The organism is Thermophagus xiamenensis (genome assembly GCF_900112795.1).
Classification (GTDB): Bacteria; Bacteroidota; Bacteroidia; order Bacteroidales; family Marinilabiliaceae; genus Thermophagus; species Thermophagus xiamenensis.
The window spans coordinates 196,156-208,912 of the sequence record NZ_FONA01000001.1 but is presented as its reverse complement, the minus strand read 5'-3'; the positions used below and the strand labels follow the sequence as shown (position 1 = coordinate 208,912).

The following is a 12,757-nucleotide window of genomic DNA, read 5'->3' as shown; positions in this document are numbered from 1 at the left end:
ATTTTACGTTGGTCACGTTCTTTTCAGTCGGAAAATTTGCATGAATTATGACATGAATTTTTTACTGAAAATTCATCCAAATATAGTTAAAAGGAAAAATCTTTCGTAATGGAGTTTGGGCATAAAATAATTAACTGATGCAAATCAAAGGGTTTCGATGCTCATTTTATCTTATTAATTCATTACGGTTAGTGTCTAATTTTAGAAAAATGAACAATAATAGGGTAAAACCCCAGAAGGATGACCCCCCATAGCTGAAAAAGGGCAGAGGAATACCTATAACGGGTGCCAGCCCAATAGTCATTCCTATATTGATGGCCATATGCACGAAGAAAATGGAGACAACGCAATATCCGTAAATACGACTGAAAGCGGAATGCTGTCGTTCAGCCAAAAATATTATCCTCAGCAAAAGAGACAGAAATAATGCCAGAACCGAAACCGTTCCTAAAAAGCCCCATTCTTCACCTACGGTGCAAAAAATAAAATCGGTACTTTGTTCCGGCACAAAATCGAATTTGGTTTGTGTACCCTGCAAAAAACCTTTTCCGGCAAAGCCCCCGGAACCAATGGCTATTTTAGACTGGTTAACGTTATAGCCGACTCCCAGAGGATCGTTTTCTATTCCTAGTACTACTAAAATTCTATTTCGCTGATAATCGGAAAGTACTGAATTAAACACATAATTATTAGAATAGGTATAAGCAATCATAAGCCACAGAATCAATAAACCAGTGCCCAGTCGCGGCAGACGCCTGAAAAACGATTGAATCACCAAAAAAATAGATGTGAGGCTTATACTAAGAATTAAAGGCAGTACATATCCGAGTTTATTTTCTAAGAAAAAAGAGATGCCTGTTATAAGAGAAAAAGCAATAATTGTTATGCTTAATGAAATGATGGCTAGTTTTTTTTGAACTGAATAAAAGACAAATGCAGTAAAAAGAAAGAATAAACCGATTAAAATGAAAAGGGTATTAAATAAAAGTGATAAAATAAAGACTATTAATGCCAAAAAGCCCAGGAAAAGAATTACCGGGGGCATCCCTTCGCGAAAAAGGACCAGAAAAAAAGAGAAATAAACCAAAGCCGAACCGGTGTCATTTTGCAGCAAAATGATTAGGGCGGGCAAAAGCACCACCAATCCCACTTTTAAAATGTGGCGGATCTTATTCATTTGAAAACCGTAACGACTCATTACCCGAGCCAAAGCAAGACTTGCCGCAACTTTGGTTAACTCGGCAGGCTGAAACCGAACGAACCCTATTTTGAACCATGCCTTTGCCCCATTGATTTCCATTCCGAACAAAAGGGCCATTAAAAGCATTGCTATGGAAAGCCCTAAAAATATGTAGGCAAATTCCACAAAAAATTTACTGTCGATAAGAAAAATAATACCGATAGTAACCAGTGACACGCCAATCCATATTAATTGCTTGACAGGTTCAGTTGAAATGGCCCATAATGAATTGGATTCGGGATCAAAATTGGCGGCAAAAATGTTCAGCCAACCAAAAATAACCATTAAGGAATAGATGAATACGGTTATCCAATCAATATTTCGATATGATTTACCTGTTGCGTTCATGAATTAGATCTGCTTCTAACATTCGTTTTTCTATCCACTTTCTACTACGATGGATTTGACCTGTAAGATACTTTTCAATAATCAGACTTGCAATTGGAGCACCATATGTTGAGCCAAAAGAGCCGTTTTCAACGTAGGTTGCTACTGCAATTAGGGGGTCCTCTTTGGGTGCAAAAGCAATAAAGATACTATGGTCTTCACCGTGCGGGTTTTGAGCGGTTCCGGTTTTCCCGCAGATTGAAATGCCCGGTATTTGGGCAATGCGTGCGGTACTTCCTTCGCCACCCCATATTGCAAGCTCCATCCCTTTAATAACAGGTTCAAAATATGAGGAGTCTATATCTACAAAATGTGGTTCCAGAAAACGTGATGGGATAGTATCATTTTCAATATCTTTTGCAACATGAGGTGTGTACCAATACCCTCTGTTGGCTATAGCTGCAGTCATATTGGCCATTTGAAGCGGGGTTGTTAATAATTCGCCTTGTCCTATGGCTAGTGATACTACCGTCAGCGATCCCCAACTACCGTTATATATTTGGTCATAATAATCACTGTTCGGAATGAACCCGCGGGCTTCGTTGCTTAAGTCGGTTCCTAAGCGATAACCAAAGCCAAACTTTACAAGATAATCTTTCCAAACGTTGAGTCCTTTTTTGGCCGATCCATATTGAGGGTTATCCAGAATATTGCGGAAGACATGACAATAATAGGCGTTGCACGACATTTGAATGGATTGAGGTAAGTCGAGCGGACTAATATGATAGTGGCAGCCAACCGATAGCGCAGGAGTATGGTATCCCATGAAACACTCGTACCGGTTATGAGGTTGTAAGACCCCTTCTTGTAATCCAATTAAAGCATTAATGGTTTTAAAGGTAGAGCCCGGGGGATATCCCGATTGCAGTGGTCGGTTGAAAAGGGGATACAAGGTGTCATTCGCTAAAATGGGAAAGTTCTTATTGCGGTTTCTACCTACCAGCATTGATGGGTCATAAGATGGTGATGACACCATGGCTAAAATTTCGCCGGTAGAGGGTTCTATGGCGACAATGCTTCCAATCTTGTTTTGCATTAAAAGTTCGCCGTACTCTTGAAGTTCCCGGTCGATAGTTAAGGTTAAATTTTTTCCTGAAACAGCCGGAATATCAAACTTACCTTCTCTAAAGGATCCTTTTTGCCGACCATGTACATCAACCAGTACATATTTAGCACCCTTTTCCCCGCGTAATGCTTTTTCATAAACTTTTTCAACACCGCTTATGCCCCAATAGTCGCCCTGGCTATAATAGGGTTGCTTTTTTAGTTCTTCTTCACTTATTTCACCAAGATATCCCAAAATATTGGCAGCTATGGGGTATTCATAGTTTCGGACAATACGTCGTTGACCATAAAAACCTTTGAATTTGAAAAGTTTTTCTTGGAAAAAACCATATTGTGCGGCCGGCATCTGTTTATAAAAAACCGAGGGTCGGAAGGAAGAAATCTTCCTGGCTCTCAAATTCTCATTCATCTTGCGGAACAAGTCCTTCACCTCCTCAATGTCAATTCCCATAGATTGGGCCAGGGCTAAAGTATCAATTTTCTCTATTTCGTTGGGAACGACCATTATGTCGTACACTGCCTGATTGGAAACCAGGAGCTTATTATTACGATCGAAGATAAGACCCCGTGCCGGATATTCGGTTATTTTTCTACGGGTATTACTCTCTGCCGAAAACTTGTAAGAGGGATCAAACACCTGAAGCAAAAATAGTTTTATGCTAAAGATAATTGCCACAACAATTATAATGAGGCTTATTATAATGGTGCGATTATTGAGATTTCCCACTTATTCAAAATTTTTTTAATTGACACCTGATTTGTTTTTAGCAAAAAGCATGGCAATAATTATAAAAATCATGGATGCGATAGTACTTACAATACTTTTCCATAAGATAGAGAAAAAATCTTCCCGGTTAAACGCTTCAACATAAAATAAAAACAAATGGTGCGTAGTAACCATTATCAATGAATATTTAAAAAACCATCCGAAGCCATAGTCTGCGGGAACGGGTAGCGTCCCTGTTTGGTACCCATCACGGGGAGAAAATGAACTTAGAATGAAAGGTCTTAAAAATGATATAAATACGGTTGCGGAGGCATGAATGCCCAATGTGTTCATAAATATGTCGATAACCAGTCCGGTAATAAACCCAAAGATCATAAGGAGCCATCTTGGGGTAGAAAAGGGAAGCGTAATTATAAATAGGATATATAAATAAGGGTTCATGAAGCTGCTTAACTGAAGATTATTCAGTAATAATACCTGGATGAGCACAAACGCTACAAAATTGAACAAGTATCGAGGCAACCAATTAATCATTTTCAATGAGGTTTTCAAGTTCTCGTTGTTCTTCCACACCCACTTTCTCTACCACATGGACGTATTGCAATTGCTTAAAATCGACCGATAATAAGACTTTGATGTCATAAAAACTTTCACCGGGATCGATAGATATTTGATCTATGGTACCAATTAATATATCTTCAGGGAAGATAGCAGAGTAACCACTGGTAACCACAGCATCACCAACCGATGGGGCTGCATGAGCAGGAATGCCAGAAAGCTTAGCATATCGATAATTTACCCCTTCCCAGTTTAAAGACCCAAAAAAACCTGATTCTCGTATTCGGGCAGAGATGTGCAAACGGGCGTTTAATAAGGATATAACGGTAGCATAATGATTTGAGGCATTTAGCACCACACCAACCAACCCTCTCGGAGAAATGACACCCATATCGGGTTTGATTCCATCAGCTGTTCCTTTGTTCAGTGTAAGATAATTGAAGTGTTTATTGACCGAGTTATTAATAACCCTGGCAGGAATATATCGATAATGTTGATTTCCAATGGTGTCAATTGTAAACCGAGTGATGACAGGCAGGGAATGGGTAATTTTTTCAAGACGGTTTCTTAACTCTGAATTCTCCAGCGCCAATTCTTCATTAATCTTCTTAAGTTGAAAATATTGAATAATAGAACTATAATGTTCATATAAATAACCCGAAATTTTATTACAGGAACTTAAATATACACTCCTATGATAATGATTAAAATTAAAAATTAAAGAAAAGCTGATGACTTCCAATAAAAGAAATAACAGCAAAAAATGGTATCGAATGATGAAACGGAAAAAGTTTCTCATCAGTCTAAATTAATTATCATCTCATTAGGAATGAAAATCTATGTCTGTTTTTAAGCGCTATACCTGTACCTCGGGCTACGGCATGTAATGGGTCTTCGGCGATATGGAAAGGGATATTTATTTTATCGGTCAAACGTTTATCGAGGCCTCTGAGCAAAGCGCCGCCCCCCGCTAAATAAATGCCGTTTTTCACGATATCGGCATAAAGTTCGGGCGGGGTTTGTTCTAAGGCACTTAAAATAGCCGTTTCCATTTTGGAAATGGATTTTTCAAGACAATGGGATATCTCTTGATAAGAAACCGGAACTTCCATGGGTAAGGCCGTCATTTGATTGGGGCCCTGAACTATATAGTCGGCCGGGGGATCATCCAATTCGGGGAGTGCCGACCCCACACTAATTTTTATTTCTTCGGCGGTTCGTTCTCCAATTTTGATGTTATGTTGCCGACGCATGTATTCCATTATATCGGCTGTAAGGTCGTCGCCGGCGATACGTATGGATTTATTGGTAACAATTCCACCTAAAGAGATGACAGCAATTTCGGTTGTCCCACCACCTATATCTACCACCATATTACCTTCCGGGGCTTCTACATCCAGCCCAATACCCAAAGCAGCCGCCATCGGCTCGTAAATCATGTAAACTTCACGGCCGCCGGCGTGTTCCCCCGAATCCCTAACCGCTCTCAATTCAACTTCGGTGCTTCCGGAAGGGACACAAATGACAATGGTGAGAGAAGGTGTGAAAATTTGATTTTTGGGGGTGATCATTTTTATCATGCCTCTGATCATTTGTTCAGCGGCGTTGAAATCAGCAATGACACCATCTCTAAGTGGTCGAATGGTATATATGTTATCATGCGTTTTCCCATGCATTTGTCGAGCCTTCTCACCTATAGCCACCAGCTTGTCGGTGCGACGGTTCAGCGCCACGATACTGGGCTCATCCAGTACTATTTTGTCGTTTTGGATGATTATGGTGTTGGCAGTTCCCAAATCCATTGCCAGTTCCTGAGATAAAAACGAAAATAATCCCATGTTACTTGCTGCTTAAAATGATTAATGTTTAAAGTGACGTGTTCCGGTAAAAACCATCGACATCTGATGGGCATTGCAAAATTCAATAGAGTCTTTATCCCTTATTGACCCCCCGGGCTGAATGACAGCTTTTATGCCAGCTTCATGAGCAATCTCCACAGAATCGGAAAACGGGAAAAATGCATCAGAAGCCATTACAGCGCCTTCCAAATCGAATTCAAAAGCCTTGGCTTTGGCTATGGCTTGTTTTAATGCGTCGACTCTGGATGTTTGCCCAATTCCACTCCCAATTAATTGCTTGTTTTTTGCCAGAACAATAGCATTGGATTTGGAATGCTTGACTATTTTGTTGGCAAAAAGAAGATCTTCAATTTCTTTTTCGTTCGGAGCAGAATTGGTGACTGTTTTAAGGGACTCTTTGGTTTCGCTCTTCACATCTCTTTCTTGTACTAATAAACCATCTAAAAGGTTACGTGAACAAAGCGTCGAAAGTTCAGAGGTTTTTTGTACCAAGATGATGCGATTTTTCTTTTGTTTTAGTATTTGCAGGGCCTTTTCATCATAGCCAGGGGCAATAATTACTTCGAAAAATATTTTGTTTATTTCTTCGGCAACCTCGGCGCTTATATTACGGTTGGAGATAATAATCCCACCGAAGGCCGAGACAGGATCTCCTGCCAGAGCATCATTCCAGGCATCCAGCAAGCTGTCTCGTGATGCCAATCCGCAGGCATTATTGTGTTTCAATATAGCTATTGTGGTCTCTGTAAAATCAGACATTAATGAAACGGCTGCATCTATATCCAACAGATTATTGTAGGATATTTCTTTGCCGTGTAATTGGTCGAAGAATTTATTGAAGTCTCCAAAATAGGTTCCTTTTTGGTGCGGATTTTCGCCGTACCGAAGCGGCTTACTGTCATCATAGGCATGCCGGTATGCCTGAAAAGTATTTTCTTTATTGAAGTAATTGAAGATGGCAATATCGTAAGCCGAAGATACTGCAAATGCTGCTGTGGCAAAGAATTGTCGATCTTCTAAAGAAGTTTCTCCTTTTTTTCCATCCAATATCTCTTGCAATTTAGGGTACTGCTTTTGAGAAGGAACAATTACCACATCATGATAGTTTTTTGCTGCAGCTCGGATAAGTGATATCCCCCCGATATCTATCTTTTCAATGATTTCAGAGTGTGACGCTCCCGACGCAACGGTCTCTTCAAAAGGATATAGATCAACTATAATCAGGTCAATTTCCGGAATATCATATTCATTCATTTGTTGTATGTCGCCAGACTCATCTCTTCTTCCAAGAATTCCTCCAAATATCTTGGGATGAAGGGTTTTAACTCTTCCGCCCAGTATGGATGGATAACCGGTAAGGGTTTCAACAGCAGTTACTTCGATTCCTAACTCCTGTATAAATGATTGGGTACCACCGGTAGAATAAATCTTTACACCTAAATTATTTAGTGATTTAACTATTTTGTCGAGTCCCTCTTTGTGATAAACAGAGATTAGGGCCGATTTAATTTTTTTTGTTTCCGTCATTATTTTTTTGTTGGTCGTTTGGATTGACGCAAAATTAAGAAAAAGAGAATATTTACCAATAAAAGGGTGGTAATTTATAATGGGGAACGGAAAATTGTGGCAAATTTTAATGGTCATTGTTCCACCAAATAATTTTCCAGGTATCGAATGGTGGTTGCCAGGAAGTTCCTTCTGTTTTTGGCTTTTATTTCGAAATTATCCAGGCTTTTTCGGGTGATTATGGTTCCATTAGTAATTACCAATTGCGGTTTTCTGAGCGCATTAAGGTTTTTAAGCGGACTTTTTTTGAGAAGGATGAGATTAGCCGTTTTCCCAACTTCAATGGTGCCAATGTTTTTTAGTAAATGATGAGTCTTTGATACGTTAACCGTTGCGGTTTGAATGACTTCGAAATTAGAGAGTCCGGCTTGTTGGTAAAGAGCCAATTCCTGATGGATGGAAAATCCCGGTACTGTAATTCCGATACCTGCATCGGTTCCGCATACAATGTTGACACCGGCATCATGCAATTGTTTTATGGCCCAAAGATGGAAGAGATGTTGTTTTTTTATCCGGTCTACTATTGTTGAATCCGTTGTTTTTGCTAAAATCCACCGGTTTATTTGAACTTTGCTGTCCAGCATTTTGATGGCCGGATTTATGTAAGATATCAAATTTTTATTCAATATAAGGCTATCGGAGAGCATATTGAAAATATTATAAAATACTATCAGTGTCGGGCAAAACGATGTGTGTTCTGAAGATGCAAATGCGGTTACTAAATCATTAAGCTTTAGTGTGTCTAATTGATAATTTAGAGGCTGCTGTACAATGTCTTCTGCATGTTCAATAGTGATAATTTGTGGATGGAAATGAAAATTATAGGGCACCTTGTGAGAAGGATGTGCCACTACTTCCATATTCAGTAATTGAGCTTCCTCCAGGATGGCAGAAAAAATTTCTTCTGGTAACCCATTATAGGTTTTAATAAAATCATATCCTCTTTTTTTGTAGGACCGCACTTTTTCCTTGCCCTCTTGTGGGGTGAAAATCTGAAGGTTGTCGTCGCCAATATATTCAGGTCCGGTAGTAAAAAACTGTGGACCAATAAGTTTGTTTCTTGCTATTTGTTTTTTTTAGTCTTAAATGGAAAGGTAATCCCCAAACATTACGAATGGTGGTTACCCCGTTAGCCAGGTAAAGGCCCAGCTCGTAGCGGTCCCAAAGATGTACATGCATATCTGTAAGTCCCGGCAACAGAAATCCGTTTTGACCGTCAACCACTGTAAGCTTTTCGTTGCTTATGTTCCAGTTGGTTGAGTCGTAGATGGCATGGATAATACCCTTTTTGATGTGCACTATTTTACCGGTCAACACTGTGTCGGCAGTCATTGGTATTAGTTGGATGTTTTTTATCACATAGGAATCTTGGGAGTTGTATTCACTGCGTTTTTTTCTTAAGTAATCGGTTTTTATCCTGTCTGCCGTCAATATGACCGTTAAGATAATGATCAGTGAGCCAATTAAAATTCCTGCTGTTATGGTTATTCGCCTAATTAACTTCATGTTGGGAGTTTTTGATGATTTGTTTCTTCATTTGAACTTGGGTAATGAATCATCCTGTTTTTTATCTCAGGATGGAGAAAGGGAGGAACAGCCATGTTATCTGAACCGGAAGTTTTTAATCGTGGATAAGTTAATAAAAATATCCAATACTATTTGTGTAGTGTTCTTTGTTATCAGAATGTTGTTTTATGGTTGATGTTTGTACGGGATATCAAAATGGGTTGCCACCAATGGGTGATGAAATTGAATTGCTATAACCACTGCGTCGCCTGGCTTCAAACGACCGAGTCGCCTGCGGGCAAGCGACCAAGTCGATGTAATAAATTAAAAAGAATAGTATAACTTTTTAAGACCTGTTGTTAATCTTTCTTTACTCAGGTTGTTTTGTATTACGGGCGTGTTTGATAATGCTTCTCATGCGCCAAGTTGCCAGAACCGCAAACAAAATTGTTTGAAACCACAAAATCATCCATTCGTGTCCGGCGGTGTACAAAGTAGTTCCCATTTGATTGATTTTTAAGAATCCACGAATGGCATGTGTTGATGGACTAATTTGTGCCAACCATTTAAGGACTATGGGAAATGACTCCCATGGCCAGGAGAATCCTGACAGAAAGATTAAAGGTATTGAAGTAAAAAGAAGTACAATCATAGAAACTTCGCGGTTCTTAAAAAAGGTAGCCAAAAAAAGTCCCAGAAAGGCTGAAGCCAGTAAAAAGGGAATGATGAAAGACAGGATATGTAATGGCTCCCCGTTTTGCGGGATGTGAAACCATCGGGTTACCAAAATAAGCATATAAAAAGCAAGGATGAAATACAGGCTGACATATGCTCCTGTTTTTCCCAGTATGACGCGTATCGCACCACCTCGCCGTTCGGCATAGGGTGCCAGGTAGTGGTAGGCCTTTCTTTCTCGGTCGGTACCTCCTAACATGCCAATACCCATTAACAGGGTTTGTTGTAAAATTAATACAAGAAGAGCCGGCATGACATAACTTCCGTATCCACCTGCCGGATTGTAAAGCGGATAGCTGTTTAATTTGACTTGCTGTGCTGATTTTATTGCAGCCTCTTCGGGCATTCCAGAGGCCATCAATCGTTTTACCTGAACTCCTGCGTTTAGGGTTGCAAGAGAGGTTGCCACACCTTGATAAACTTGTTTGTAGTGTAAGAAATAACTTCCATCACAATAAACAGATATGTGGGCTTGTTCACCTCTCATGACTTCTTTGGTGAAATCTTCGGGAATCACCAATACTCCATTCACCTCCCCATCGAAAAAGGCCTGTTTGGCTTGGTTGAGGTCCTCTTTAACCATAGCAATTTTTATTTGTTGTGTGGCATCAACCATTCTCAAGAATTCCCTGCTTGTAGATGACTGGTCATGGTTGACCACCGCAATGGGGGTGTCGGATAATACTTCGGGCGCATAAGCTCCGGCATATATTAAAGGATATGCAATTGTAGCCCCCAAGAAAAGAAGCATTACCCCAAAGTCGGTAAATATTTTTTCATACTCTTCACGCCAAATCTGCAGCATTTCGTGAAGGGCGGTAACTATTTTGTCTAAATATTTTCCCATTGGTTACTTGCTTTAAAGTTTTCCCCAATATTTTTCATTCTGAGCCATTTTTTTTAGACGTCTGGTAACCAGGAAAGGAATGAGCAGAAAAAGATTTAATGCCACCAGACCGGAAAAAGAAGCAGAGACAGGTGCGCCTTTTAAAGCCTGGTCAATAAATACTTTTAGGTAATGACTAAAAGGGAATATTTGGCCACCTACCACATAGGCTTTGTACATTGCCTGGTAAGGGAATGTTAATCCTGAAAAAGTAAAAGCCAAAGCACCAAATACCGAACTTATGCTTAAAGCCATTCGCACACTTGGAAATATGGATGTTATTAAAATACCTATGGATATATATGCCAGTACAAAAAGTACTGCGTTGTAACCTAATATTAAATGACTGCCGTTTAACGGTACATGGAAATATTGGAAAAAAATGGTATAGGTTAGAGTCATCAGCAGTCCGAAGATAAAAAGGTAAGGTAATAATTTCCCTGATAGTGCATGAATGATATTGCCACCGGCTGTATTGAGCCATTCGAGGGCCGTTGCTTCCTTCAGTTCCACGCCAATAGCGTAAACCACAGACGACATGATAAAGATTTGAAGCATCACAGGAAGAAAGCAGGTAACCAAATAATAAAAATAACTGGTGTAGGGATTAAATAGAATATGTTTATCCAGCTTTACCGGTGATACTTTAACAATGGCTTGCAGTGGTTCTTCGCCTTTTTTTACATGTTTTGAGTAGCTCACCCCGGCAGCGAATGTACGAACGGCTGTGGTGATGTCTCTGTTGATGAGGCCCCCTGCCACCAAAAAAGCGTTATTATAATAGCTTTTAACTGTTGGCAGGTCGCCTCGTATCAAATCTTTTTCAAATCCTTCGGGGATAATAACCATGCCATAGGCATCCATTGCTTCGATATGGGCTTTCCCTTCTAATGGTGTTGACACTTGATAAGCAATTTCAACGGAAGGCGTTGCATCTATCATTCGAAGCAGAGCACGAGAAGTACTGGTCTGGTCTCCGTCATAAACTGCGACAGGCAAATCCCGCGGAACCTGCCCGCTGAACAAGGCTACAAAGAACCCAATAGATATCAGAGGAAATACCAGGGTTAACAAGAGGTATAAACGACGGCTGCTCATGCGTCGTAATTCTCTTTGCGTAACCCGGTACCAACCCATGTGTTGTAATTGCTTAATCATTGCATAAATGGTTTTAATCTAAACGGCCGTAATTTATCCCGTTATTGATTGGTCAACTCATCATAATTTAGCAGAACCGACATGCCTGGTCTTAACCCTTCGACAGGCTTAACCGGCACGGCCCTTACTTCAAATGTTTTCATGTCGAAATCGCCGGATGTTTTAGTGGCACTCCAGGTGGCGAAATCTCCCATGGGATGCAGGTAACTTACTTCGAATTCTATCTTTTCGTTACCGAGCGCGGGAACTGTGGCAAAAAATCTGGTTCCTTTGGGCATGGCACTTAATAGTTCTTCTTTCAGGTGAAAGGTAACCCAAACATCGTTGAGGTCTATAATGCTTATAACGGGAAACCCGGCGGCAATAAGTTCTCCCTGTTCTGCCAAAACATTGGCAATTTCACCGTCGATGGGCGCTACCAGTATTCTTTCTTTAAGGTAAGCTTCTACTTCAGATACAGCACCATCCGCTTGTTGTACTAATGCTTGAGCAGCCAATTTATCTTCTTCGCGGGTGCCGGCCAGCGCCATGTCGTAGTTTGATTTGGCGGCCTGTTCGGTAAGTTGAGCTGCCTTCATTTGAGTTTCAGCCTCATCACGTTTTTGGGCAGGCACAACGCCGTCCATGTAGAGGTTGTTAATTCGCTCAAAAGTTTTTTCCATAAGTTCTGCTGCTGCTTTGGCTTTAAGCCAAACGTTTCGTGCGGCTCTGATTTGTTCTTCACGAGCTCCTTTTTCAGCTTTCAGGTTTTGTGCTGAGGCTGCATTTCGGGCCGCTTTAGCCTGCTGCAGTTTGGCTTCTACCTCCGGACTGTAAAGCCACAGTAGGGTGTCACCCTTCTTCACATCCATTCCTTTGCGCACCAATTTTTTGTCGATACGTGCCGTTAGTTTGGAAGACACTTTAATCTCTGTAGCTTCTACCTGTCCCTGCAATATCATTGGTTCGGGACGATAGGAAAACCAACCTATTAGGGTTAAGAGGATTAAAAGAACTATCAGGGCAATTAAGACTATAATATTACTCCGCTTCATAAGTTCAATATTATTGGTTATTGGTTTAATTGTTTC

General features: G+C 40.3%; 11 protein-coding genes. All 11 read right to left on the bottom strand.

Annotated features, from left to right (window positions below):
- Positions 1-166: 166 nt before the first annotated feature.
- Entirely contained in the window at positions 167-1,588 is a 1,422-nt protein-coding gene (gene rodA, locus BM130_RS00810; protein WP_010526928.1) for a rod shape-determining protein RodA, read from the bottom strand.
- Positions 1,572-3,419 (bottom strand): penicillin-binding protein 2, encoded by a 1,848-nt coding sequence (gene mrdA / locus BM130_RS00805; RefSeq protein WP_010526929.1) that lies wholly within the window; start codon positions 3,417-3,419, stop codon positions 1,572-1,574. The genes rodA and mrdA overlap by 17 nt, the downstream gene beginning before the upstream one ends.
- Positions 3,420-3,434: 15 nt before the next feature.
- On the bottom strand, positions 3,435-3,953 hold the full coding sequence (mreD, locus tag BM130_RS00800; protein WP_010526930.1) for a rod shape-determining protein MreD: 519 nt from the start codon (positions 3,951-3,953) through the stop codon (positions 3,435-3,437).
- Positions 3,946-4,776 carry a rod shape-determining protein MreC gene (gene mreC, locus BM130_RS00795; protein WP_010526931.1) on the bottom strand — a complete coding sequence of 277 codons (831 nt, stop codon included), beginning with the start codon at positions 4,774-4,776 and terminating at the stop codon, positions 3,946-3,948. Before mreC ends, mreD begins: the two co-directional genes overlap by 8 nt.
- Before the next feature lie 16 nt (positions 4,777-4,792).
- Positions 4,793-5,815, bottom strand: a complete 1,023-nt coding sequence (locus BM130_RS00790) for a rod shape-determining protein (protein WP_010526932.1) — start codon at positions 5,813-5,815, stop codon at positions 4,793-4,795.
- Between the two features lie 21 nt (positions 5,816-5,836).
- Entirely contained in the window at positions 5,837-7,363 is a 1,527-nt protein-coding gene (gene purH / locus BM130_RS00785) for a bifunctional phosphoribosylaminoimidazolecarboxamide formyltransferase/IMP cyclohydrolase (protein ID WP_010526933.1), read from the bottom strand.
- A 113-nt stretch (positions 7,364-7,476) separates the two neighbouring features.
- Complete coding sequence (locus BM130_RS15530) at positions 7,477-8,364, bottom strand: amidohydrolase family protein (protein WP_202796514.1); 888 nt, start codon at positions 8,362-8,364, stop codon at positions 7,477-7,479.
- 55 nt (positions 8,365-8,419) lie between these two features.
- A complete protein-coding gene (locus BM130_RS15525; protein WP_202796515.1) occupies positions 8,420-8,908 on the bottom strand; it encodes a hypothetical protein in 489 nt (162 codons plus the stop codon).
- A gap of 370 nt (positions 8,909-9,278) precedes the next feature.
- Positions 9,279-10,490, bottom strand: coding sequence for an ABC transporter permease (locus BM130_RS00770; protein WP_010526935.1), 1,212 nt, complete (start codon positions 10,488-10,490; stop codon positions 9,279-9,281).
- Between the two features lie 12 nt (positions 10,491-10,502).
- Positions 10,503-11,687, bottom strand: coding sequence for an ABC transporter permease (locus tag BM130_RS00765; protein ID WP_010526936.1), 1,185 nt, complete (start codon positions 11,685-11,687; stop codon positions 10,503-10,505).
- Positions 11,688-11,728: 41 nt separating this feature from the next.
- A complete protein-coding gene (locus BM130_RS00760) occupies positions 11,729-12,721 on the bottom strand; it encodes an HlyD family secretion protein (protein WP_010526937.1) in 993 nt (330 codons plus the stop codon).
- Positions 12,722-12,757 lie beyond the last annotated feature (36 nt).

Excerpts from the sequence above, each read along its gene's own strand:
- rodA (WP_010526928.1), bottom strand. The coding sequence starts at position 1,588 with ATGAACGCAACAGGTAAATCATATCGAAATATTGATTGGATAACCGTA.
- BM130_RS00790 (WP_010526932.1), bottom strand. The coding sequence starts at position 5,815 with ATGGGATTATTTTCGTTTTTATCTCAGGAACTGGCAATGGATTTGGGA.
- purH (WP_010526933.1), bottom strand. The coding sequence starts at position 7,363 with ATGACGGAAACAAAAAAAATTAAATCGGCCCTAATCTCTGTTTATCAC.
- mreC (WP_010526931.1), bottom strand. The coding sequence starts at position 4,776 with ATGAGAAACTTTTTCCGTTTCATCATTCGATACCATTTTTTGCTGTTA.
- BM130_RS00765 (WP_010526936.1), bottom strand. The coding sequence starts at position 11,687 with ATGATTAAGCAATTACAACACATGGGTTGGTACCGGGTTACGCAAAGA.
- BM130_RS00770 (WP_010526935.1), bottom strand. The coding sequence starts at position 10,490 with ATGGGAAAATATTTAGACAAAATAGTTACCGCCCTTCACGAAATGCTG.
- mreD (WP_010526930.1), bottom strand. The coding sequence starts at position 3,953 with ATGATTAATTGGTTGCCTCGATACTTGTTCAATTTTGTAGCGTTTGTG.
- BM130_RS00760 (WP_010526937.1), bottom strand. The coding sequence starts at position 12,721 with ATGAAGCGGAGTAATATTATAGTCTTAATTGCCCTGATAGTTCTTTTA.
- BM130_RS15525 (WP_202796515.1), bottom strand. The coding sequence starts at position 8,908 with ATGAAGTTAATTAGGCGAATAACCATAACAGCAGGAATTTTAATTGGC.